Annotated in this window: 19 protein-coding genes; 8 read left to right on the plus strand and 11 right to left on the minus strand. The window is 44.4% G+C overall.

Translation table 11 applies throughout. The features are described 5' to 3' along the window. The first annotated feature begins 60 nt into the window (after positions 1-60). A complete protein-coding gene (locus tag X939_RS0117885) occupies positions 61-1,281 on the plus strand; it encodes a C40 family peptidase (protein ID WP_025764654.1) in 1,221 nt (406 codons plus the stop codon). Positions 1,282-1,391: 110 nt separating this feature from the next. Here the strand turns inward: X939_RS0117885 and X939_RS0117890 are convergent, their stop codons facing one another. After that, positions 1,392-2,117, minus strand: coding sequence for a polysaccharide deacetylase family protein (locus tag X939_RS0117890; protein WP_025764655.1), 726 nt, complete (start codon positions 2,115-2,117; stop codon positions 1,392-1,394). Next, the gene (locus X939_RS0117895) at positions 2,114-3,553 is read right to left on the minus strand and encodes a BNR-4 repeat-containing protein (RefSeq protein WP_025764656.1); all 1,440 of its coding nucleotides are present in this window, start codon (positions 3,551-3,553) and stop codon (positions 2,114-2,116) included. The genes X939_RS0117890 and X939_RS0117895 overlap by 4 nt, the downstream gene beginning before the upstream one ends. A gap of 495 nt (positions 3,554-4,048) precedes the next feature. Between X939_RS0117895 and X939_RS0117900 the strand changes: the two genes are divergently transcribed. Together X939_RS0117900 and X939_RS0117905 are read left to right on the plus strand one after the other, a co-directional pair. Then, positions 4,049-4,606 carry a hypothetical protein gene (locus tag X939_RS0117900; protein WP_198034449.1) on the plus strand — a complete coding sequence of 186 codons (558 nt, stop codon included), beginning with the start codon at positions 4,049-4,051 and terminating at the stop codon, positions 4,604-4,606. Between the two features lie 230 nt (positions 4,607-4,836). After that, positions 4,837-6,768: a heparinase II/III domain-containing protein gene (locus X939_RS0117905; protein ID WP_025764658.1), complete on the plus strand. Its 1,932-nt coding sequence runs from the start codon at positions 4,837-4,839 to the stop codon at positions 6,766-6,768. Between the two features lie 69 nt (positions 6,769-6,837). Here X939_RS0117905 and X939_RS0117910 read toward each other — a convergent pair whose 3' ends face one another. The 3 genes from X939_RS0117910 to X939_RS0117920 form a co-directional block, all read right to left on the minus strand. Then, a complete protein-coding gene (locus X939_RS0117910; RefSeq protein WP_025764659.1) occupies positions 6,838-7,737 on the minus strand; it encodes a prohibitin family protein in 900 nt (299 codons plus the stop codon). 256 nt (positions 7,738-7,993) lie between these two features. Continuing rightward, a complete protein-coding gene (locus X939_RS0117915) occupies positions 7,994-8,851 on the minus strand; it encodes a prephenate dehydrogenase (RefSeq protein WP_025764660.1) in 858 nt (285 codons plus the stop codon). 57 nt (positions 8,852-8,908) lie between these two features. Then, positions 8,909-10,066 (minus strand): pyridoxal phosphate-dependent aminotransferase, encoded by a 1,158-nt coding sequence (locus X939_RS0117920; protein ID WP_025764661.1) that lies wholly within the window; start codon positions 10,064-10,066, stop codon positions 8,909-8,911. Positions 10,067-10,259: 193 nt separating this feature from the next. On the opposite strand from X939_RS0117920, the gene modA reads away from it, so the two are divergent. From modA to X939_RS0117935, 3 genes are read left to right on the plus strand one after another with little or no spacing between them, the layout of a single operon-like run. Continuing rightward, complete coding sequence (gene modA / locus X939_RS0117925) at positions 10,260-11,012, plus strand: molybdate ABC transporter substrate-binding protein (RefSeq protein ID WP_025764662.1); 753 nt, start codon at positions 10,260-10,262, stop codon at positions 11,010-11,012. 42 nt (positions 11,013-11,054) lie between these two features. Beyond that, on the plus strand, positions 11,055-11,729 hold the full coding sequence (gene modB, locus X939_RS0117930; protein ID WP_025764663.1) for a molybdate ABC transporter permease subunit: 675 nt from the start codon (positions 11,055-11,057) through the stop codon (positions 11,727-11,729). Continuing rightward, positions 11,710-12,600 carry an ABC transporter ATP-binding protein gene (locus X939_RS0117935; RefSeq protein ID WP_229236094.1) on the plus strand — a complete coding sequence of 297 codons (891 nt, stop codon included), beginning with the start codon at positions 11,710-11,712 and terminating at the stop codon, positions 12,598-12,600. Before modB ends, X939_RS0117935 begins: the two co-directional genes overlap by 20 nt. A 15-nt stretch (positions 12,601-12,615) precedes the next feature. On the opposite strand, the gene X939_RS0117940 is transcribed toward X939_RS0117935, so the two are convergent. Then, on the minus strand, positions 12,616-14,193 hold the full coding sequence (locus tag X939_RS0117940) for a protein adenylyltransferase SelO (protein ID WP_052353493.1): 1,578 nt from the start codon (positions 14,191-14,193) through the stop codon (positions 12,616-12,618). 244 nt (positions 14,194-14,437) lie between these two features. Between X939_RS0117940 and X939_RS0117950 the strand changes: the two genes are divergently transcribed. Next, a complete protein-coding gene (locus X939_RS0117950) occupies positions 14,438-15,115 on the plus strand; it encodes an SGNH/GDSL hydrolase family protein (protein ID WP_025764666.1) in 678 nt (225 codons plus the stop codon). A gap of 83 nt (positions 15,116-15,198) precedes the next feature. Here the strand turns inward: X939_RS0117950 and X939_RS0117955 are convergent, their stop codons facing one another. From X939_RS0117955 to X939_RS0117975, 5 genes are all read right to left on the minus strand, one after another. Continuing rightward, a complete protein-coding gene (locus X939_RS0117955; protein ID WP_025764667.1) occupies positions 15,199-16,098 on the minus strand; it encodes a nucleotidyltransferase family protein in 900 nt (299 codons plus the stop codon). Between the two features lie 177 nt (positions 16,099-16,275). Continuing rightward, entirely contained in the window at positions 16,276-16,602 is a 327-nt protein-coding gene (locus tag X939_RS0117960) for a HesB/IscA family protein (RefSeq protein ID WP_025764668.1), read from the minus strand. A 261-nt stretch (positions 16,603-16,863) separates the two neighbouring features. After that, positions 16,864-17,802 carry a homoserine kinase gene (locus X939_RS0117965; protein WP_025764669.1) on the minus strand — a complete coding sequence of 313 codons (939 nt, stop codon included), beginning with the start codon at positions 17,800-17,802 and terminating at the stop codon, positions 16,864-16,866. Between the two features lie 75 nt (positions 17,803-17,877). After that, positions 17,878-20,334 (minus strand): bifunctional aspartate kinase/homoserine dehydrogenase I, encoded by a 2,457-nt coding sequence (thrA, locus tag X939_RS0117970; RefSeq protein WP_025764670.1) that lies wholly within the window; start codon positions 20,332-20,334, stop codon positions 17,878-17,880. Positions 20,335-20,513: 179 nt separating this feature from the next. Next, positions 20,514-22,013 carry a sulfatase gene (locus X939_RS0117975; RefSeq protein WP_052353494.1) on the minus strand — a complete coding sequence of 500 codons (1,500 nt, stop codon included), beginning with the start codon at positions 22,011-22,013 and terminating at the stop codon, positions 20,514-20,516. A gap of 571 nt (positions 22,014-22,584) precedes the next feature. Between X939_RS0117975 and X939_RS0117980 the strand changes: the two genes are divergently transcribed. Beyond that, positions 22,585-25,728 carry a SusC/RagA family TonB-linked outer membrane protein gene (locus X939_RS0117980; RefSeq protein ID WP_025764672.1) on the plus strand — a complete coding sequence of 1,048 codons (3,144 nt, stop codon included), beginning with the start codon at positions 22,585-22,587 and terminating at the stop codon, positions 25,726-25,728. Positions 25,729-25,733: the final 5 nt, after the last annotated feature.

Genomic DNA, 25,733 nt, shown 5'->3' on the forward strand with positions numbered 1-25,733 from the left:
GGTACAGTTGCGATGTTTAGCCAAATTGCCTAGATTTCGTATTAAATATAATTAACCCATATGCGCTTCTATAACAAACCGTACATTTTAGCAGCGGTGTTGCTTCTGACATCTCTGTCCCTGGCAGCCCGTCCGCAGTCCGACTCAACGCAGATCAAACGACTGCAAATCATTTATGACGAGGTAAAAAAGGAATTTGCTCCAGATGGACGTACTGCCTGGTTTAAACTCGAGCATAACGACCGGAATGAATATGTGCTCGAGACCACAGAAAAACCAGCTGCCAAGTCATTTCAGGATAAATTAATAGCAGAAGGACTTGACCTGCCTCTGACCCTCTCACTTCTCCCCGACACCACCCTGGGGGAACAGCGGTATGGGTTAGTCAATTTATCGGTGGTGAACCTTCGTTCTACTCCTAGACATTCCGGCGAGTTGGCCACACAAGCCCTTTTGGGTACCCCATTAGACATTCTAAAGAAATCAGGAGGATATTACCTTGTCCGAACCCCGGATGCTTATCTGGCCTGGCTGGATCCTGCAGCTATTTCTCTGAAAACCTATAAAGAAATGGAGGAATGGAGGCAACAGGAGCGCCTGATTTTCACGGCAGATTATGGACATGGCTTTACAGCCGCAAACGACAAGTCGCAGCGGGTGTCTGATCTGGTAATGGGGAATATACTTGTTAAAACCGGAAAGTCGAAAGGGTACTACCAGGTATCCTATCCCGACGGGCGCAGAGCTTATATCAGCACCAGCCAAGTTACGGAATATGCTTCATGGCTAAAAAAAGCTCAACCACGACCCGAAAAAGTGATTGAAATTGCCAAAACCATGCTGGGTGTACCCTATTTATGGGGAGGCACTTCAATCAAAGGGGTTGATTGTAGCGGATTCACCAAGACTTCCTTTTTTATGAACGGTTTAATTATCCCCAGAGATGCTTCGCAGCAGGTTTTGGTAGGTGAGCCAATCGAAATTCTCAAGGATAATGAACTCGACATAGATTTAGCCCTCAAAAACCTCCAGCCTGGCGACCTGTTATTCTTTGCAGGAGGGAAAAATCAAGCCCCTAATGCCAGGGTTACCCATGTAGCCCTCTACCTGGGAGAAGGTTCATTTATACATTCTGCAGGAACGGTACGTATCAACAGTATCCGTAAAGAGGCGGCTAACTACGACGACTTTCAGTCCCGGACTATTGTGGCTGCCCGACGATATGCCGGACAGATAGGTCAAGCAGGTTTAACAGCGCTCAGCGCCAGCTCCGGGTACTAGATTTTTTTTAATAACAAACGCTTACTACCTCAACCAGCCTGGTAGTAAGCGTTTGTCCTTCCCGGTTAGCCAAGGGGATAAGTATAATTTATATATTAAAAGGAAAAAGTTCAGAAACGCTTGAAGCCATACCCCCTTCGAGACAGCTCCTCAATGAGCTCATCCAGTCGCAAATAGAACTTGTCTGTTCTCCGAGGGTCGATTCCCGGATGTATCAATATATGATAACCCGCTAAACCCGATTTCTCTTCCCGCTGTAAAATACTAGTCATGATCCAGTCGGATGACTTATAATTAGGCATTTCCGGAGTTGTATAATCGGCATTCGACCCCGTGCCGGGGGTGAAATTTACCGTTATTTGGCCTAATTCCTGGGCTAATAAAACTACCTTTTCATTATACCATTCATAAGGAGGCATAAAAAAATGGCTTTCGATTCCCAAAGTCTGAAGCTCAGCTAAATTATTTGCAATATCATTTTGGATATCATCGGGCTTTACAAGAAGTTTCCCCCGCTCCTGCCAGTCACAATAGAGCAGATGTCGATCGGAATGGGCACCCACATAATGACCTCGTTTGGCCATATTGACCACCAACTCCCGATGCCCCCTGACGAAGTCGCCGGTCAGAAAAAAGGAGGCGTGTATTTTTCTTTTCTCTAAAACATCCAGTACATAACCGAAGCCTTGATCCTGATCATGTCCCGTAAAGCATAGAAAAATTTGCTTTTCGGTACTATCGGAACGCAGAAGGGCCCCCATAGCATCTATCATACCTTGGGCATAAAGGAATTCAGAAGATAATATCAAAAAAATAAGAATGCCCAGTTTCTTCATCTACGTACCTTTTTCACATCGGCTTCGTTGCCATTCATTTCGTAAGGAAGTTCCCACACATTTCCCATCTTATCACCAAAGTACAAACGGGATTCGGTAAAGGAATCAGGGTTACCATCGGCCCAGAAATAATTAAAAGGCTCTTTACCATTCATTACTTTTCTGACATAATTATGATTATACCTACTGTTATGGGTAACGTTTTTGACGGCCTTCCAAGTCTTACCCTTATCAGTACTCTTCCACATGACAAGCTCTCCCCCTGCCCCCCAGCGCTGAGGGGTATCGGTAGTAGGCGCCACCACCGTCCATACCCCATCTTCGACTAAGAGGCTACCCATGTCATAGTTGTGGTCGGAAGTCGTGATCTGGTGTTCCCTCCAGTCTTTACCATTATAATGCATAACCATCCATTGACGCGGACCGTTATCGGGCCCGGGCCGATGCCCGACACCTATAACATATAAGGCGATAGGATTGCCCTCCTCGTCGAAGTCTACATCTTTAACATAAACATTTTTCTTTACTCCAAAATATTCTCGTAAAAGCGCCGGGGAATCGTAATCACTCAGCGGAACTTCCACCGGCCTACCGTCTACCGTAGTCCAGGTGCGCCCCATATCGGTCGATTGGAGATAGTATAAGTTGGTCCGTAGGTCTACATCTCCATCGGGATGCCAATTCATAAAAGTCACCACTTTACCCCCATACTGCCCTGTAACCTGATAATGGCCACTTTTTTTATCTTCCGCTCTTTTAATACCAGCCAATTTTTGATCTTCAGTCCAGGTTATTCCGTCTGCACTCGTTTCAAAGTATAATTCTCTAACACCCGAATATTTGGTAAAGAAATGAATAAAGCCCTTGCCCGGCACGTATTTTGGTTGCGGGTAGGTCATTTCTTCTTCACTAATTTTCTCGAACCCCTCGGTACTGTAGGGCTTCAGACTTCTATATTTCATACCGGGCCGAGTTTTGCCGCGGCCACTCACAAACACCCACAGAAATCCGTCCTGATCCAAGGCCAGACTAGGGTTATCGTGAGGGTCGTCTACACCATTCTTATCATATACAACCACTGGCTTAGATACCTTCTGACTGGCATGGTCGAAGCTCCCGATCATACAAAGCAGGTGACGCTCCTTAGCATTACGCGTACCTCCATAAACAAAAAAAGTTTTATTGACGGCGGGAGCATAAATAGCCAGTGGGTTATGCTTGGCGGTATAGGTTCCCAGCCCTCCTGAATACTTATCACCATATTCAGAAAACTGGCCAAGCGTGAACCATATTCCTTTATACCCTTCTACTGTTTTCAGAGGTTCCGAAGCTAAATTCTGTGCGATTAATCCATGGGACGCACTCGTGCAGACCAGGACTATCAGGTATAAAATAAATGGATGATTACCGGGCAATGGATATTGAAAGTATTTCATAAGATGGGTTTAAGGTGAATCTCCTGATTTATAGAAAGACCAGGCAGATTTTATCAATTCGTTTTCTTGATTTTAAACCAATCCAGGTGTAGCCTCTAGCACAGTCTGCAGGATCAGAAACAGTGCGGGATGTGGCTTGGCAGATTGGCTTAACAGATAGTAAAAGGACGGTTCGCCCATACTATACTGATTGCTGCGCTTGTAGCAAGATCCTATCCGATTAAGGGTAATGCGCCTTGGTTAATTTCTAATGAGCTCCCTGGCTCGCCCACTAGAATATAAGCCAAAGTCACCTGAGTGGCCTAAAGGGATATGGCCTTCGATCTGATACGCATCCAGTTGATGCCTATGAAAGCCCTTACCCCCAAGTTTTAGGATTGATGTTACGCACTCATTAACCCCAGAACTAGATATATTCCAGAATGCTTACGATAGAAACAGCAGGTAACCAGCTTTTGGTAAAAAGCGCAAATATTTTAACAATCAGAATAATTCATGAAAAGGCTAATGCTATTTCTATGGGTACTAACCGCAAGTGTTTACGCTCAACAGTATTTCAACTCCCCGACGGTTAAGCGACACACTACCGTATCCATACAAGGAGAGGATTTTTATATCAATGGCCAAATCTTATTGAAAGGCATTTCATACCAAGGCTTCCGCATGGAGGGGCTACTACCCAATTCCCGTATGGTACATGGTATATTCGACGTCCGCAATATCAATTGCCCATCACACCTCATACTTCAACCTGAAAATACCGATGGACTGATCGATTTGGCGAAACCGATAAAACGTAAAAACAAAAGGTTATTGGTTTCTACAAGTTTTTCTGGCAACTCCATTCCTGCAGCTCATGTGCTGACTGTTTCCGACTTCTTGCTCCTGCATGGCAACGGAGTCAGGCAACCCAAGCGAATAGCAGAAATGGTAGATATGCTACGGGAAAGTTTTGCATACAAAGGTCAGCCCATTATTTTCAATGAAGAGGACCATTTCGATTTCGACAAACCACATAACAACTTACTGACCACTACCAAAGTGCACGCGTAGTGGGGGTATTTGGACTATAGAATGAAAGATGAAAAATATATAGATAGTTTCCTGAGTGTCCCTGGAGAATGGACTATGTCCTGTGTAAGAAAAAAGAAGTTTTTTATTTACTTCAGAAATCACCTCAGGAGATTCCATATAGGCACCTCCTTTTTACTTGAATTTACCTCCATGCTCATATAATCTATGGCTGCTCCTATTGGATGAGCCTCACTAAACCCAAATTCGTTATGAGAAAAATCATCTCTTCCCTTGTCGTACTATTGATTTTAATCAATACTGCTTATGCCAAAGAAAAGCGTGACCTCTTACAAAAAGCCGCTAATCTAGCCACCTTAAAAGCCGCTCTAATTCCCGGACAAGAATGGGTACCTTACCCTGCCTACTCCGACAGGACTGGCTGGGAAAAGTTAGCAGGCTCCTACCGAGTCGAACAAATTGCCAAAGGAGCTCAATATTTGGATTTTGAATGGCGCTTAATAAAAGCCACCGACTATCTTGAATTTGAAAAAAGTGGCTCCCGAACCATCATGGAATCCCCTTATTCAGCCAACAGCTCTGCACTGAGCAGCTTGGTAATGGCTGAGCTCTGTGAGGGAAAGGGCCGGTTTATTAATCAGATCATTAATGGCGTATGGGTATTTTCCGAAATGACCTCTTGGGCTGCTTCAGCCCATCTAATTTCTGCTCAGCATAATAAGCGTGCCCTCCCCGACTTCCAGGAGCACGTCATCGATCTCGCTGCTGGGGATATGGGCTCACTCTTATCTTGGGTGCATTATTATTTCAAAGAAGAATTTGATAAAGTGGACCCAAGTATTGCTGCCAATCTTCGCCATAATATTGAAAAAAGAATCCTCCAACCCTATATGAACCGGGATGATTTCTGGTGGCAGGCTATCGATTTGAAGCCTGGCGGTAACGTTAACAATTGGAATCCCTGGTGTAATTTCAATGTCCTGACCACTTTCATGCTTATGGAGAATGACCCAGAAAAAAGAGCCCAAGGCATCCACCGTACCATGGTCTCAGTCGATCAGTTCATCAATCACAATCATGACGACGGAGCCTGCGAAGAAGGGCCGTCCTACTGGGGACATGCGGCCGGGAAAATGTATGATTATCTGCAGGCACTGAGCTATGCTACCAATGGAAAAGTATCCATATTCGACCAACCTCTGATCAAAAATCTGGGCGAATACATAGCCAATTCATATGTAGGCAATGGTTGGGTTGTAAATTTTGCCGATGCTTCGGCAAAAGGGGGTGGCGACGGCCATCTGATCTACCGATATGGAAAGGCAGTTAATAGCTTTAAAATGATGCAATTTGGTGCTTATATGGCCGAAAAGCAAAAAGACGCTCACCTTACAATTGGTCGCGATTTATTTAGGGCACTCGAAGAAATGAGATACAAAACAGACCTATCGGCTATCTCTGCCGCTCTGCCTGACTATGAGTCGATATGGTATCCTGAAACTGAATTTCTCTATATGAAAAATAAATCAGGGCTATTTTTTGCCAGTAAAGGAGGTTTTAATGCGGAGAGTCACAACCATAACGATATGGGTACCTTCTCTCTCTATTTAGACGAGACACCCGTATTTGTCGATGCCGGAGTAGGTACTTATACCCGGCAAACCTTTAGTGGTGAACGCTACACAATCTGGACCATGCAGAGCGACTACCATAATCTCCCACAGATTAATGGCGTTTCTCAAAAGGCAGGGGCACAGTACAGGTCTAAATCAGTTAGTTTTGATCCTAAAAAGAAGCAATTTAGCCTAGACCTTGCCGGCGCATATCCCGATGCTGCGGCGGTAAATACCTGGCAGCGAACCTATACCCTGGCTTCCAAAGGCGGACTAAAAATCTCGGAACGCTACGAACTGAAAGAAATAAAAACCCCGAATAAAATCAACTTCTTAGTATGGCAGAAGCCTGATCTCTCTCAAGAAGGCAAAATTCAGTTGTTTGTAGAGGGAAAAACGGTGATAATGAATTATGATTCCAAAATGTTTTTAAGTAGCCTTGAAACAGTATCTCTACCCGACCCCCGCTTATCTAGAGTCTGGGGTGAACAGCTCTACAGGATCAGCCTTACAGCAAAAAAGGTCTCTAAAAAAGGAAGTTACACTTATGATATTCAGATTGAAGAGTAAGGACATCAAATAATTCAGGCTATCTCGTCAATGAGATAGCCTGTAATTTTATGGTTTATAGACCCCGGGCTAGTTAAGTATCAGGGGCATGTTCGCTTTGCCTCCCATAATCACAATTTTGGCATTTGGAGACTTGGCCAGTTCCTTTTGCGCATTTATCATCTCATATTGCAGCTGTCTGTCTGTCAGACTTTGGGCAATAATTGTCTGATAATCGGCTATACCCTTCGCTTCTACCCGCATTCTTTCTGCCTCCTGCTTTTCTTTCTGGAGTACAAACTCCATTTTCTGGGCGTCCTGCTCGGCATTAATTTTAGATTCGATGCTCTTTTTTACTGACTCGGGCAGATTAATATTTCGAATGAGTAATTGCTCCAGTATAAGGCCGCGGTCTTTAAAATCCTTATCAATGGATTTGTAAATCCGATCCTGAAATTCATCACGTCGTTTAGAGTACAGCGACACCGCATCATAATAAACTGCATTGTCGCGAATACGAGTGCGGGTGACCGGGCGCACAATTTTGTCCTTATAATCCACCCCAATATCCTTGAAGATGGAAGGGGCGCTGGAAGGCAGTACCTTATAAAGGACGGTAAGATCGATGACCACTTCCAAGCCATCGGCAGATAGCACTCTGATAGCATCGTCACCTTTGAGCTCTCCCTCTGAAGCAACAGCGGCCATCGTGTAGTTTTGCGTCTTCGTATCGAAAATTGCTACGGTCACCAAGGGATTAACGAAGTTCAGACCATTCACTAAGACGTCGTCGCTGACCTTTCCAAACAGGGACTGAACTCCAATAGTACCGGAATCTATCTGCCGGATGCTGGCAGATAGCACACCGATTACTGCCAGAGCAACACCCAGGATTTTTGCATAACGGGTATATTGAGAAATATTACGATCGGAATTTTGCAGTACCAGACCGGTAATAAAGAGGAGAATTCCAATGGTTAGAAAAAACATAGGGAAGAATTGGATTTTAGTTGATTCCCTAATTTACATAATTATTAATGCAAATAGCGGTAAACTCCCCATTATCTTGAACTATAATTATATTATATGTAAAATTACACACGCCCCCCCCACCCCTTTGCAATTTTAAAATCATGGGCTTATAAGACCTGCGGCAGGCAACAGCCTAAGGTTATTCTAAATACTTAAAAGTGGATCTATCAAGTAAAAGAGGCAGAAGAATCCTTGTTCTCCTGCCCCCGTTTCCTTATTTTTTTTCGATCCCTGCCAGAATTCGGCCAATATCATTGGCCTTGGTCATATAGTCCAAGCTTATTTCCGTTTCCCCCTGATCTATGGCGGTTTTAAACTTTTTCAAAAGGGCTATATAGTCCCCTAATGCTTTAGAAACATTTTTTTGATTTTGAGCAAAAATGGGCGCCCACATCTGCGGGGAGCTTTTGGCGAGACGTACCGTGGAAGAAAATCCGGTACTGGCCATATCAAAGATCGCTTTTTCATCCCTTTCCTTGTCCAATACAGTAAGTCCAAGAGCAAAAGAACTGATATGGCTCAGATGAGAAACATAGGCCAGGTGCAGATCATGTTCCTTAGGGCTCATATAGTGGATTTTCATACCTACATCACGGAGGAATGTTTCCACGAGCATCAAACAATCCCGATCACATTTATTCCGGTCACATATGATCACATTTTTATTGGTTAACAACTCTGCAAAAGCAGCTCCCGGGCCCGAATTTTCCGTTCCAGCCATAGGATGCACTGCCACGAATTGTGATCTTTTAGGGTGCTGGTCTACCAGTTCGCACACCAGCTCTTTGGTAGAGCCCAGATCCATAATCGTACGGCCTTCGGGAAGTTGGTCCAGCATGGCTGGCAACAAATTCTTAATGGCATCGACTGGAGTAGCCAACACATTTAATTCTGAAATTTTTAAGGCCTCCTCAAGGCTGACCATTTCATCGACAATACCTTTGGCTAAGGCTATTTTCTGATTGACCACTGAAGTGTCTACGCCGACAAATTTCACCAGTGGGTATTTTTTTCGTAGGGATAGGGCAAATGATCCACCCAAAAGGCCTACACCTATTATACTTATAATCATAAGATTGAAAAATCATTGTAAAAAAATAAACAGCAGGGGCAGTAGGCCACCTAGCTATTAGCTCTGAAGCCGGGCTACAGCCTCCCAAATACGTTCTTTGGGCATGCAAAGCGATAGCCGTATATATCGCTGGCCCTTTGGACCAAAAATAAATCCGGGAGCGATAAAAACGTGCTTCTCTACCAAGAGTTCGTTGACCAGGGCCTCGGCCGAGGCAACCGTATCTGGCAGTTTTCCCCAGAGAAACATGCCTTCCTGGCTTTTGTCCCAGGTGCATCCCAGTGCGGACAAAAAAGCCTCGGCGGCATCTAACCTACCCTGGTATACTGCATTGCGACTATCGTGCCATTCCTGATCGTTACCTAAGGCTGCAATAGCCGCTTCCTGCAGAGCCCAGAACATTCCAGAATCTACATTACTCTTTATCTTAAGCACTGCATCTATATAACTCTTGTCTGCCGCCAACCAACCCATACGCCAGCCGGCCATATTATGCGACTTGCTCATAGAGTTAAGCTCAATAGCCACCTCTTTTGCGCCAGATATCGATAATAGGCTAATCGGTTCCTTTTTATTCAGTACCAAACTATAAGGATTATCATGGCATAGCAGAATTTTATGCTTTTGAGCGAAGGCAACAGCCTTTTTAAATAGACTTACTGTGGCTGGTGCACCTGTAGGCATATGTGGATAGTTCATCCACATAATCTTGGTTTTAGGCCCAATCATGGCTTCCATTTTCTCCCAATCAGGTTGCCATCCTTCATGTTCCAACAAGGGATATTCCTTAACAACTGCGCCCACCATCTGGCTTACTGCCCTGTACGCCGGGTAGCCCAGTTCGGGAACGAGCACCTCATCGCCTGGATCTAGGAATGTAAGTGATATATGCGTAATTCCTTCTTTTGAGCCTATCAAAGGAAGAATATCAGAGACCGGATTAAGGGTTACACCATAGGTACGATAATAATAAGATGCAATAGCCTCCCGATAAGAAGGGGTACCGATATACGATTGATAACCGTGCGCCTGAGGTTGTTGGGCTGCACTCGCCAAAGCCTGAACGGTCTGTCCAGATGGCATCATGTCGGGATTACCTATTCCTAGGTTAATCACATCGTTTCCTTTTGCAATCAAATTGCGTACCTCGGCCAGTTTTACCGAAAAATAATATTCGGATGTCTGCCGGGTCCGTAACGCAGTCTCAATGATCATTGAATGATATAATATTTAGTGGCCACAAGGGCCGTCAAAAATGAAGGGCAAATTTACGATATTTATAGGCAACCATGGGCATACCTTACATAATTGATTATCATTGCCCAGACATAATTTAATCGTTTATAAATTTGAGCAATTTAAAAACTACCGGGAAGACATTAATTTCAAATTCCAGTAACTTAGCAAAATGAATATTAAATGGATCGTACTAGGCCTGATGGGCCTTTTAATTGGATGCACCAAACCTAGCGAAGAACTGATGATCGCTACGGCAGCCAACGTACAGTTTGTAATGGAGGACATCAAAAAGGAATTTGAAAGACAAACTGGCCATAAAGTGCAAATCGTTGTGGGATCTTCCGGTAAGCTTACGGCTCAAATCAGAGAAGGAGCACCATTTGACGTCTTTGTTTCAGCCGACGAAAAATACCCGCTTGAGATATATAAACAAGGGGGATCGGACCGTGAGCCAAAGGTATATGCCCAAGGCAGACTGGTGATATGGAGCAAAAATCTAAATATGGAGCAGATGGACTGGGAAATATTAAAGGAAGACCGTATAAGAAAGATCGCTCTCCCCAATCCGCAAACTGCTCCCTATGGCAGAGCGACTGTGGATGTACTTAAGAAACTAGGACTCCATCAGGCTGTTGAAAGCAAATTGGTATATGGAGAAAGTATCGCCCAAACGGCACAATATATTAGTTCAGGATCGGTGGACCTGGGTTTTAATGCCTTATCCATCGTACTCTCTAATGAGCTGAAAGGCCAAGGAAGTTATATGGAGGTAGATAGCAGTTTATACGCTCCCATCCTACAGTCGGCCATTCTGCTACGTCACAGCGCCAATTCGCCCAAGAAGGCTGGTAGTGAAGCTTTTTATACATTTCTTTACTCTACTAAAGCAAAGGAAATATTCAAAAAATATGGGTATCGATAAGGTAAATTGCAGCAGAACTTCATTTTCAAACGAGTGCTTATGATGGACTGGGAACCACTCTGGCTTACCTTCAAGCTTGCTAGCATTACCTCAATTATTCTTTTTGTGCTGGCTCTGCCGATATCTTATTGGCTCGCCTTTGGCAGATTTAAAGCAAGAGGGATTGTAGAGGCCCTTATTGGTATGCCCCTAGTCCTACCTCCTTCCGTAATCGGTTTTTACCTACTACTCGCATTTAGCCCCTCCTATTGGTTCGGCCATTGGATGGACCAGGTATTGGGTTTGCGCCTCGTTTTTTCCTTTCCAGGCTTGGTAGTTGCTTCCCTGATCTACAGCCTGCCCTTCATGGTCTATCCCATTCGGGCCGGATTACAGGCTGTTCCGGCTTCTTTGGTGGATGCATCCTATACCTTAGGTAAAAATAAAATAGAGACCTTTTTCAAAATACTACTGCCCAATAGCAAGCCGGCATTGTTGACAGCTTTTATCCTCACCTTCGCCCATACAGTTGGTGAATTTGGTGTGGTACTGATGATCGGCGGAAATATTCCCGGTGTCACTAAAGTTGCCTCTGTTGCCATATATAACGAGGTAGAGGCCTTGAATTATCCTCTAGCCAACCAATACGCCATGGTTCTATTCGCAGTTACATTCGTTATACTATTATTGGTATATTCGGTAAACAATCGCCTGTTACGTGTCCGAAAAACAAATTGAAATCAGCTTGCACCATAGTCTTCAAACAGCATCAGGAAGGCTTCCCATGGATATATCCCTATATATTCCTATGGGTAGCCGACTGGCCATTACTGGCCCCTCAGGTGCGGGAAAAACTACTATTTTAAGGCAAATTGCTGGACTTTCCATTCCTCAGGCGGGTAAAATTACCGTAGGTGATAATTGCTGGCTGGATACACAAAATGGAATTTCCATTCCCCCACAAGGAAGAAATATAGGTTTCGTTTTTCAGGATTATGCCCTATTCCCTCATTTAACAGTATATGAAAACCTAAGTTACGGGCTCCGTAATGGTCAGGATACGAAAGTGGTTGACATGCTGCTTGAACGTATTGGTTTAATGGAGCTGGCCGGCCGCAAACCTGATCAACTTTCGGGAGGACAGCAACAACGGGTAGCACTGGCTAGAGCCCTGGTACGAAAGCCCGTTTTACTCCTATTAGATGAGGCACTTTCTGCCTTAGACTCGGCTATGCGGCTGAGTCTTCAAGGACTAATTCTTGAGCTTCAACGAGAGCAGGGCTTTACCTTGATCATGGTTACCCACCATTTAGGCGAGATTTTTAGAATGGCTGACCGGGTCGTTCAACTCGATCACGGACAAGTTGTGGGCCAAGGCTCTCCAGCAGTTTGTTTTACCTCACAATCCCTGCCCAGGGCTGCATTGGTACTCTATGGAGAAGTTATATCCTCCCAGGTATTTCCCGACCATATACTAGTGACAGCTCTGGTAGATGAGCAGCTGCGCGAGCTTGAGGTCCCCCTCGATCGGCAGGACGAACTAAGGGAAGGTCAGGCCTTTACACTCACCTATGAGCATAGTCAGGCTCTTATCCAGCGAATCAACTAAATGGTACACTCACCATTAGGAGCTACAGGAAAGCATACTGCACCCTACTTTTTGTCGGGCCCATTCTGGCCGTTTTACAAACCACTTCTCAGAGGCTGGCTGTTCTTCATATGGGTGCTGCAATAACTGATACAGTTCTTCCACGAGTGAATAATCCCCTTTATCGGCAGCATCAATGGCCAACTGCGCCATATAGTTTCTTAAAACATACTTTGGATTTACCGAATTCATGGATTCTTTCCTCATATCATCGGTTGCCTGCTCCCGGTTCAACCTCTGAATATACTGATTCATCCAAGTACGCCATTCCTGCAATATGGGGCCTACTAAATCTTGGGGAGCATAAAATGCTTCCCAGACGGGCTTTAAAAACTCCTTCCCTTCATCGATCCAGGTCAACCGATCAACTTTAGATAGATTTCTAAAGAAAAGTGTCATATCGGTTTCCGTACGTTGTAAAAGGGCTTCCAGCTGATCTATTAAATCTACGTCTTCGGGAAAGGTCAGGAACAGGCCTAGCTTTCCTTGCATCATTTCATGGTATGTTACAGCATAGTTCATTCGATAGTCCTCTAAGACCTTTTCGATGGGTGCGGCCTCTTCTATCAAAGGGTACAGCGCATTAGCCAATTGATAAAGATTCCAGAGGGCTATATCCGCCTGTTGCCCAAACCGGTAGCGTCGATGTTGACGATCGGTCGTATTTGGCGTCCAGTTAGGATCATATCCCTCTAACCATCCGTAGGGTCCATAGTCGATTGTCAGTCCTAAGATCGACATATTGTCGGTATTCATCACTCCATGAACGAATCCAACCCTTTCCCAGTGTACGATCATATCTAAGGTACGCTTGGCCACCAATTGAAAGAAAGCTACATAACTTTCTTTTCCGGCTAATTGGATTTCAGGATAAAAATGCTGAATCGTATAATCGGTGAGTCTGCGTAAGTTTACCAAATCTTTACGAGAGGCAAAAAGTTCGAAGTTACCAAATCGGATAAAGGAAGGCGCTACCCTACAGACAACCGCCCCTGGTTCATAAGCAGGATGTCCGTCATAGAGCATATCACGGAGTACCTGGTCACCGGTGAGTATCAGTGACAGTGAGCGGGTGGAAGGAACCCCTAAAGCGGCCATGGCCTCACTGCAAAGATGTTCCCGAACCGAAGATCGGAGCACGGCCAGGCCATCTGCCGAACGGGAATAGGGAGTAGCACCCGAACCCTTGAGCTGAACGGCCCACTGCTTCCCAGCGTGGTTTACCTCGAACAGATTAATCGCCCGACCATCGCCCAATTGGCCTGCCCAATTGCCAAACTGATGCCCAGCATAGGCCATGGCATAAGGGCTAGTACCAGTCAACAATTTAGCGCCAGAAAATATCCTTAGAAATTCTTCGGACAGAAGGTCTTCTGGGGTCATACCCAGCAAGTTCCCTACCGGGGCGGAAGTATGAACCAAAGCAGGATTTGTTGGGATTCGGGGCGTTACGTACGAAAATGCGGCCCCCTGTACTTGCCGTCTTGCATTGGCACGTTCAGGGTCTGCTGGTAATTCTTTATTGAATGTATCTTGAATATTCAGTTTCATCATTGAGCTGTCAATAAGGACAGGATTAAGGCGTTTTTACCGATCTATGCTGATTGTCCAACAGCGATCTGCTATGTCCATATAAAACCTATATGCCTTCGATAGTTCCCAAAGTGGCTACGGATGCTAAAGGCCAGATGGCAGTTGCCGACTTTCCGGCCGCATATGATTTAAATTTCCAAAACTTTCCTGGGGTAAGAAATTCTAATTGCTGTCTTTTAATCAAATAAACCTTATACCTTAATTTATGCGTAAAATGTACCGTTTTCTTCAGATTGCACTCATCGCCTTCCCATTCTTGGCCATGAAACAAGACAAGCCACTTCGGGTAATATTTTTTGGTGACTCCATTACTCAGGCAGGGGTGGGCCCTAACGGCTATATCACCAAGGCCGGTGAGCTGTTGAAAGCAGAGGGAAAGTCTTCTCAGTTTGAGCTTATGGGAGCCGGCATTGGGGGTAATAAAGTTTACGATTTATACCTACGAATGGAGGAAGATGTTCTGGCAAAGAAACCCGATGTCGTATTTATTTATGTAGGCATCAACGACGTATGGCACAAAGCTTCCTCCGGAACGGGTACTGACCCCGATAAATACGTGAAATTTTATGAGGCTATTATTAAAAAACTAAAAGCTCAGAATATTCGCACTATCTTATGTACCCCAACGGTTATTGGAGAGAAAACCGACAATTCTAACCAGCAGGATGGAGATTTAAATCAATATAGTAAACTTATTCGCGACATCGCTGCCCGCAACAATCTACAGCTATTAGATCTCCGTGTAGCATTTATGGACTACCTTAAAGCCAATAACCCGGACAATAAGGAGAAAGGGGTGTTAACCACAGACCGGGTGCACCTTACTGACGGAGGTAACGCTTTTCTGGCACAAAAGATGGTCGAAGCTCTGCTTACAAAATAGTGGTGCCTATACTGGCCAAAATAGAACAGGACCTGAAAAAATTATTTCAGGTCCTGCATTGATTATAGGGAAGTAGGCTACTATTAGGCCCAGAGATTACCCGGATACTTACCTTCTTCATGTAAGGCAGTAAGTGCAGCTTGTACCTTAGGTTTATCATCTGGATAGGTCACACCAAACCAGTCGGAAGTAGACCGAAAAACGCGGCAATTGCCCAGGTCGTTTTTAATAATATGAGACATCACTGTGGGGATGTAAAATTCTGCTTTGGGAGAATGAAGATTTTCTCTGGCATAAATGTCAAAAAGGTTCTTCGTAATGGGGAACATCGACGGCTTAAAGCCCCAAAAGTTCATTGAAACCGGTGTTTCTGGAGCCAACTCGGTGAGTACCTCCTCCTCTTCGTAATAAATTTTCCCGTCCTTCGGGAAGATTTTAGTACGCTCAGTTACCTCTTCCAGGTTGTGATCGTCGCGCTCAACACATACCCCACGGGATACGGTACCATTTTCGGACAGGGTTCGTTTTAGCTCATAGCCAATCATAGCATGCTGATTCTCATCACCATCTTCACTCAGGAACTTAGCCATGGTAGCGAAGGCATCATAGCCATAAAAATCGTCTGCATTAATTACAGCAAAGGGGGTGTGGGTCTGTTCCCAGGCACAAAGCGTAGCATGACCGGTTCCCCATGGTTTGGTACGTTCGATGGGTCCAAGATCCTCTGGAACATAGGACTGCACACCTTGAATGGCAAATTCATAATCTATTTTACCCTTTAGTTTAGGGGCAAACAAGGCTTCTGCCTGATCCTTAATCTCCTGACGAACAATGAATACGACTTTCCCAAATCCACTGCGAATAGCATCGTGTAAAGAATAATCGATAATAGTTTCCCCATTAGGTCCAAACTCGTCGAGTTGCTTGATACCACCGTAACGGCTTCCAATGCCTGCGGCCAGGATTAATAGTGTTGGTTTCATGAATTATAGTTGCTAAAATAATACCACCCCTATGGGCGTTCAAACTTGGTCAGAGAGACAGAAGGCCCCTACTTTCTACTCATTACTTTGGAGCAAATTAAAAACTTTCTGCCGGATAATAGAAACGCACCGCGGGTTCCACGGTGCGTTTCTATTAATTAAATAATTTTAATATAATTATACGGCAAAACTTTCACCACATCCACAAGTTCTCGTCGCGTTAGGATTCACGAATTGAAACCCTTTTCCGTTCAGCCCGTCGGAGAACTCCAGATTGGTACCTGCTAAATATAAAATACTTTTTTTATCGACAATAATCTTAATACCCTTGTCCTCAAATACCATATCGGTAGGTAAGGAATCAGAATTAAACTCAAGATTATATGTCAATCCGGAACAACCTCCACCCAATACGCCTACTCTGATCTGAAAATCATCAGCATGGCCATCGGCAGTACGTAATTCGATAATTTTATTTTTTGCTTCTTCGCTAACCGTAATCATGATCGTCTTTTTTTGTTTCCCTTCCTCCTAAACGTGCATTTTAATTAAGAAAGTTCATGGAGAAATGACTTTATGTGATAAGTGTCTGTTTCAATATTAATCAATAGATTTTTTATATTATTTTTTGGCTTCCTCTCGGTTCCATTTTTCGTGATCGGTTAAGCTCTCACGGGGCGAAAGCTCAGTTGTCCTTTGGTCATCCTTCGTTTTGAAAAAGGGTAGCAAACCATTCCATGCCAGCAATATAAAGGCAGCCAGCGCTTAAGCTTGATCCAGTATGGTTGCACCTTGCATATTGATACATGAGACATGCATGTGGCAGTCGATATTCACTTTGTTGAACTCATCTTTCATGGCTTGAGCCACAAGCATTGCTGTTTCCTGTCCACGACTTAATGCAAACATGGAAGGACCGGAACCGGAAATGCTACAACCGAGTGCTCCCGCATCTAAGGCCGCCTGCTTCACGAGTCCAAACTGCGGAATCAGGATAGAACGTACGGGCTCAATGATCACATCCACCATAGAACGTTTGATGCGTTCATAATCTGACTGCATCAGGCCACTCACCATCCCTGCCACATTACCCATCTGCGTAATGGTGTCTTTTAGGCTGACCTCATCCCTTAGAATGTATCGAGCATCTTTGGTATTAATCTCAATATCCGGATGAACCAATGTGCAATATAAATCAGTAGGACAAGGGATGGAAAATACATCGAGGGGATCATAACTACGAATCACAACGAAGCCGCCTAACAAAGCGGGCCCAACATTGTCGGCATGAGCCGAACCGGAAGCGGTTCGCTCTCCTTCCATAGCAAATCGGAGCAGCTCAGAACGGGTAAGCGGATTATCCAACAAGGCATTGAGTGCTATTACGCCGGCCACAGCACTGGCAGCACTCGACCCCATACCGCTTCCTAAGGGCATGTTTTTATGTAGGACGACTTCGGCACCGAAGTCGTCGATACCCAAGTGCTTCAGCATATGCAACATCACTACCGTTACCGCATTACGATCGGCTTCCCGAGGCAGTCTCCCCTCATCACCATGAATGTCGGCAATCACCAAGCCAGGCTCCTCACGCCGCCTGATCTCGACTACATCTCCCGGCTCTTCTATGGCGAAACCAAAAATATCGAAGCCACAGGCCACATTGGCAACCGTTGCCGGTGCATAAGCTTTTATATAATTCACTGAAATCGAAAAGTTTTATCAGATGGTTTCACCTTTAGGCCTGCAGGGCCTTGGATCCACCAGCATAAATCATAATTAGCCTAAATAACTACTAATGCTCATAATATCGGCAAAGACTCCCGAGGCGGTAACCTCCGCACCTGCCCCAGGGCCTTTAATTACCAGGGGACGATCCTTATAGCGTTCAGTAACGAAAGACACGATATTGTCGCTTCCCGACAGGTTATAAAATGGATGACTATCATCTACAGCTTTTAGCTCGACTGTGGCTTTACCATGATCGAGAGAGGCGATGTAACGAAGTTTTTTTCCTTCTGCCGCAGCATTCTCGGCCAACTCGGCGAAATAGGAATCGGAATTCTCCATCTCCTGGAAGAAATCGTCTACGGTGGCAGCTGCCAAGCAATTTTCAGGTAATATTTTGGCAATGCTAATATCCTCTGGCTCCAGGGGCACCCCTACTTCTCTGGCCAAAATTAATATTTTACGCGCTACGTCGGCACCACTCAAATCTTCCCGAGGGTCGGGTTCGGTAAAACCCATCGCTTTCGCTTCTCTTACCACGTCGGCAAACCGTACACCTTTTGTAAAGCTATTGAACAGGTAAGAAAGTGTACCCGAAAGTATGGCTTCTATCTTCAAAAATTTGTCCCCACTGGCCATTAATCCTTGCATGGTATTGATAATGGGCAGTCCAGCACCTACATTGGTTTCATACAAAAACTTGACACCACGCTTCAGAGCAGTACGCTGTAGCGACTGATATTCTGCGTACGACCCTGAATTGGCCACTTTATTGGGTGTTACCACCGAAATAGAGGCATCCAGCAGCATATGGTAATATTGAACAATATCTTTATCGGAGGTACAGTCTACAAAAACACTATTGGGTAGGTTAAGCTCGATCATACGCTGCACAAAAGCGGGAAGACTGGTCTTTACACCCTCCTCATCGATACGCTCTTTCCACTTACCCGGGTCGACACCATCGGCGTCTAAGAGCATTTTTTTTGTATTGGTCAGACCGGCAATGTTAAGGTTCAGTAATTTCTCTTCACGAAGATATTGAGTCTGATTTTTTATCTGGTTGAGCAGCGTCCCTCCGATTAGCCCAACTCCTACGATAAACAAATTCAGTGATCGGGTTTCCGATTGAAAGAATACACCATGAATTGCATTAAGCGCTTTTGATAAATCATTTCTTGCAATTACCACAGATATATTCAGCTCTGACGAACCCTGTGCAGTAGCAACAACGTTGATTCCATTTTTACCTAACACAGAAAACAGTTTCCCAGAGACTCCGGAACTCTGCTTCATACCTTCGCCTACGATTGCGATGATAGAAAGGTTTTTTTGTACCCCCACACTGTCGATATGTCCCAGCTCAATCTCTATAGCAAATTCCTTTTCCAGAATTTCAATGGCTTTATTTGAATTTTTGGGATCGATAGAAAAACATATGGAATGCTCCGAAGAGGCCTGAGAAATGAGTATTACACTAATATCATTCTTAGAAAGGGCGGTAAACACTCTTCCTGATATCCCTGCTACGCCTATCATACCACTCCCTTGAATATTCACCAGGGCGATCTCGTCTATAGATGAAATGCCAGTGATGGCATAGTCCTTTCCGTTGGCCGTTTTCTGAACATAGGTACCCTCAAAGTCTACATTGAAGGTATTCAATACTTTCAGGGTAATGTTTTTGGCAAAGGCAGGTTGTAGGCTTGGAGGATAGATGACCTTGGCGCCAAAATGCGATAGTTCCATTGCTTCGGCATAAGAGATAGAAGGAATGGTGAAAGCATTGGCTACTTTCCGGGGATCAGCAGTCATCATACCGTCTACATCAGTCCATATTTCAATACACTCTGCTTCCAATGCTGCGGCAATAATAGAAGCAGTATAATCCGATCCACCTCTCCCTAAGGTAGTCGTCACCCCATCGGCGGTAGAGGCAATAAAGCCTGTAATGCATTGTAAAGCCGTGGACTTAGCAAAATGCTCCAGAATAAGATGATCGGTAAGTTCAAAATCGACCTCAGCCATACCAAACTGATCGCTGGTATAGATAATCTGCCGGGCATCGCAGAATGCGGTATTGATGCCTTTGCTAACAAGAACTTCAGAAATGACCAAAGTCGACAAACGTTCACCAAAACTCATAATGAGATCCAGGGTCCGATCGGAGAGTTCTCTGATCCATGAGACCCCCTTTAGTATATCTCCCAGCTCATTAAAAAGCCCTCTAACAGCGGCAAAAGTACTACTTTGATGCTTGACCGGTATAAGGGCTCTGACCACGGCAAAATGACGCTCTTCAACGACCTTGAGGAAATCCACATACTCTTTATTTCCGGATGCCGCCATCCGACCGATTTCGATCAGCCGGTTGGTAACGCCACCCATGGCCGAAAAAACGACCGCGATTCGTTCATCTTTTGCAAGATTGTTTTCAATGATACCAATTACCGCTTTAATACTGTCGGCTGTGCCCACAGATGTGCCGCCAAATTTGAGAACCTTCATTAAAATATTGTATTCGAATTGCTGGTACAGAATAATAGAATACAAATATAGCAATTCAAAGACCGCTTACGCCATAATTTGACTAAAAGCATTAAATGGGTTTGGAGAATGGCGAATCCAGACAAATAGATCGGATCCTACCCCTAATCGATGCTCTTATCCAAGCGTTGCATTGCCCTTTAGCGGAATAAGCCTGTATCACCCTTTTCCCATTCCTGCATCAATTTCTTTACCATTTCGGGACGCTCCCCTGCTATATTCTTCTCTTCGTGGGGGTCAACTCGATGGTCGTAAAGTTCTATGACGGGGGTTTGCTCCCGGAAATAACGCGTAAACCGATATTGATCTGTGCGCAGGGAGATACCCTTATTAAAATAACTGTAGGCCACCCGGGCAGCCCCCCCCACGCCTGACTTCCCTAATAATCCCACAAAGCTTTGCCCATCGAGCTTGGCAACAGGATTAACCCCACAAAGCTCCATTAGGGTAGGATATATATCTATACTACTTACAATTTTATTTTGTACGAGTCCCTGAGATTTTCCTGGCACTTTCATGATGAGCGCACTCTTTAAAGATACATCGAAAAGGGTATGTTTGCCCCAAACCCTACCGTCACCCAAATGCCAGCCGTGATCGCCCCAAAGGACCACGATCGTTTCTTTCTCCAGATTTAAACGCTTCAGCTCGTCTAACACTTTGCCGATTTGCGCGTCGACATAACTCACAGCTGCATAATAGCCGTGTGTAACCTTGCGAGCATAGGCATCGGAAACAGGCTGATCCAGAGATGCCTTCTCTTCTCCTAACTGGTACTGATTAAATTCGCCGCTTCCATGCAGACTGGCTTCATGAATATGCTGAGGAATATTGGGCGCAGGAGTCAGGGGCAAGGAGTCACGCTGATAGAGATCCCAATATTTTTGAGGTGCATTAAAGGGTAAATGAGGTTTAAAAAAACCTACACCTAGCACAAAGGGCTGGTTTCTGACTGCCAATTGCTGCAATTTCTGTACAGCAAGATTAGCCGTTAGGCCATCGGGATACCCCTCATCATCCACGGGAGCCGATTCGTATGGCTTAACCTTTCCTTTTCTACTTTGCCTGTTACTACCATCGGCATAGGCAAAAAATGCATTCCAGCCGGTCTCCCATTTCCCCGGATCGAAAAGCATTTCGTCCCAACTGTGGGGTAATTCCAGCCGGTTGCTTTTAGGCTCTTCGTATCCATATACATATCCGTCAGCGGAATGGCTAATCTTGCCGATCCCTACCGTATAATACCCTTTTCTACGCAATTGGTCTATAAAGGTCTCTGGAATCTCCGACCTTTCCTTTCCTGCCAGTAATGCTTCCATTGCCGAGTTTTTAAGCTCTGCATTTTGACGGGGCAGTTTGCCCGTAAGCAAACTATAGCGGGATGCCCCACAAGTGGGCTGCGTTACAAAATGATTGGTAAATAGTATCCCTTGCTTTGCCAGCCGATCCATATTTGGCGTTTTTATTAGGGAATTACCATATGCTCCCGTCTCGGGCCGAAGATCATCTATGCAGATGAACAGGATATTAGGTCGGGATGATGGCGCCATGGCCGAGATAATAATGGAAAATAAGATTAAAAATCCTGCACTGAACCTCAACCATTCCGGTCCTGATACCCTAGGCTTCCAATTGTTCATAACTTGATATTTAAATAAAGTAGAATAACTTTTTTCAACTCTCCACTCCCACCAAATACTGCCTCCTGCCACTATCAGGAACAAAGAAGAATTTATAAAAAAACTACTATGCCCGACGCTGAGCTCCGCACTCTATTCACCTGAAGTTTATAATAGCTATCAGGAGCAGGACTAACGTAAAATATCCTATTGTAAAATATTTATAACACCTCAGAAAAAAAATATTAATTGTCATTTTATCAGTATAATATTTGTCCTATATTATATTTTACCTTCAAAAAATATAACCTTCTCGGACTTATTTGGAAATAATGAAAAATTCATTCTTACTTTACATTAAACAAACCAGATCAATATTTTACAATATGAATAAATACTAGAATTATATACTCCATATACATGAATTATCAAATCATTATATTGAATATTTAACATTTTTCAATTTAATAAAATTTTAATATAACACATAAATTAACCCATATAACAGTCATAATGAACTAAAAGAATAATTCAAATCCGCCATTTCACTCCTATCATTTATTCACATTAATTATTCGAAAATTTATAACCTATGAGAAAACCTTTTACATTGAGTTACATTGTAATAATCATGTTTCTCAGCCTGAGTTCCCTCGCTCAGGACATCATTATCAAGGGTAAGGTTAGCTCGGCTACCGACGGTTTACCTTTACCTGGCGCCAGCATCATTGTTCAGGGCACAAGTAAAGGAAGCACTACGGATACCGATGGAAACTTCAGCTTATCTGCACCTGCCAATGCCAAATTAATCGTATCATTCATCGGCTTTATGACTCAGGAGATCGTTCCGGGCAGTCAGTCCGTTTTCAACATTCAGCTTAAGGAAGATGCCACGCAGTTCAACGAAATCGTTGTGACAGCCCTGGGTATTGCCCGTGAGAAAAAAGCACTTGGATATTCCGTACAGGAGGTAAGTGGCAAAACCCTGACACAGGCACGGGAAACCAATCTGGTCAACTCCTTGTCGGGACGCATTGCTGGCGTGCAGGTAACCGGATCCAATGGTGCCCCTGGCGCTTCTTCCCGTATGGTGATCCGGGGGGCAAGCTCTATAGGCAGTAATAACCAACCCCTTTTTGTAGTGGACGGTGTGCCCATTGACAACAGCAACTTTGGTTCGGGCACCGGGGTGGACTATGGCAATGCTGCAGCCTCGGTGAACCCTGACGATATCGAGAGTGTGAACGTACTTAAGGGACCGAGTGCAGCCGCTTTATACGGCTCACGGGGTGCCAATGGGGTAGTACTAATCACTACAAAGACCGGGAAAGGATCGAAAGGAATCGGTGTTTCTGTGAATACCAACACGACCTTCGACTCGCCCTTTCGCCAACCCGAATGGCAAGACGAATACGGACAAGGGGCAAAGGGCCTTTTCTCCTTTAAAGACGGAACCGGCGGAGGAATCAATGATGGTGTGGACGAAAGCTGGGGGCCCAAACTGGATGGTCGTCTGCTTCCCCAATTCGATTCTCCTTTAGATGCTGATGGCAACCGCATTCCTACGCCCTGGGTTGCACATCCTGACAATGTCGATAAGTTTTACCAGACCGGAAAAACATATACCAATAATGTGTCTATCACCGGAGCCAATGACAAAGGAGACGTCAGACTTTCAGTAACCAATTTAAGCCAAACTGGCATCCTACCTAATACAGATTATAAAAGAAGAACGTTTTCGTTGAATGCGGGCTATAATCTGACCGATAAACTGAGTATTCGGGCAACGGCTAATTATGTGAACGATGGCAGTGACAACCGTTCTAACTGGGGTCTGTATTTCATCTGGTTTGGTCGTCAGGTCAATATGGATAATTTGTTACCCTATCAGGCTCCTGGAAGTATTTATCAAAACAATTGGAACAATAATTATTGGACCAACCCCTATTATGTACTCAACCTAAGCACCAAGGCTAACAACCGGGATCGACTTTACGGAAATCTCTCGGCTACCTATAAGTTTGCCGACTGGCTTTCACTTACTGCTCGCTCAGGGACAGACTTTTATACGGACAGAAGAAAAACCAAAACTGCTGCCCGTAAGGACAATTTAAATGGCAATAAGTTATATGACAGCTATAACGAAGAGCAAATATTTGTGAGAGAGTCCAATTCCGACTTTCTTCTAAACGCTACCAAAAAATTTGGCGAGTTTGATATAACGGCTAATATCGGAGGAAATCACCGCACCAATTATGCTCAGCGCAATTATATGGGTGCAACCGAATTGGCTATTCCAAGGGTATGGAACCTAGGAAATTCTCGCCAGCGCCCCGTAACAGAAAACTCTTATATAGAAAAAACGGTCAATAGCTTGTATGCCTCAGGAAACCTTGGTTTTAGAAACTATCTATTTTTGGATCTGACAGCCCGAAACGACTGGTCCAGTACCTTGCCATCCAATAACCGTTCCTACTTCTATCCTTCAGCGGCTCTAAGTGCCATCATAACGGACATATTCGACATCAACTCCAACGTGCTTTCTTTTGCCAAATTAAGAGGTGGAATTGCGCAGGTAGGTAATGATACCGATCCCTATATGCTATACAGTACCTACAAATATGAAAACCCCTGGGGTTCGACCCCTTCCCTATCAGAAAATAACGCCCTGTTGAATGCTGAGCTGAAACCGGAAATTACCTCGTCATATGAAATAGGCGCAGACGTAAGACTTTGGAACAATCGTGTGGGCTTAGATCTGACTTATTATTCCAAGGTATCTTCCAATCAGATTTTGGGGGTGAATATATCCAACACCACCGGCTATTCTTCCAAACTGCTGAATGCTGGAAAAATAGAGAACAAGGGCATTGAAATTCAGCTTACCGCCTCCCCTGTCAAAACCGATAATTTCACCTGGGATATCGGACTCAACTGGGCCAAAAACAAGAATAAGGTAGTAGAACTAGCGAATGGCCTTACTACCTATCAGTTAAACACGAGCTATAATGCCCTCACCCAAAACTATAGTACAAGCAGTTTCCGCGGCCTTTCTGTCGAAGCCAGGGTAGGCCAACCCTTTGGTACTTTCTTTGGCAGGGGATTCTTACGTGATCCCGAAGGAAACATTGTTTATGACGCACAGGGCTACCCAACAATCGACCCGGTAAGCCGCGTACTCGGGAGCTTCACTCCGAAGTGGATCGGCGGATTATCCAATTCTTTTAGCTATAAAAAAGTCACACTCAGCACCTTAATTGATGTGAAATACGGAGGTGATATTTTCTCTCAATCCGTTAATATTGGTCGGTATACCGGCGTCTTGAAAGAGACCCTCTTCGGACGTGAAGAAGGCGTAGTCGGCGAAGGTGTAGTAAATACCGGAACAGCAGAAAACCCCAATTATGTACCTAACGAAAAACGCATTACTTCGGAAGAGTATCACCACAAATATTATCTGCTGACCAATAATGAAAACACCATATTCGATGCCAGTTATGTTAAACTAAGAGAGGTTAAGCTCAGCTATGTACTGTCCGGAAAAGTTTTCACCAAATTACCTTTCCGAGATATAGCAGTTTCGATAGTAGGCCGCAACCTAGCCCTTCTGTATAGCAAGGTCCCCCATATCGATCCTGAGACAAGCTATTATAACGATGGCAATCTGCAGGGAATAGAAAATGGGCAAATTCCTACTACCCGCTCAGTAGGATTTAATATCAGCTTTAACCTCTAATACGA

Origin of the sequence: Dyadobacter tibetensis Y620-1, from assembly GCF_000566685.1 — a bacterium.
In the GTDB taxonomy this organism is placed as follows: Bacteria; Bacteroidota; Bacteroidia; order Cytophagales; family Spirosomataceae; genus Dyadobacter; species Dyadobacter tibetensis.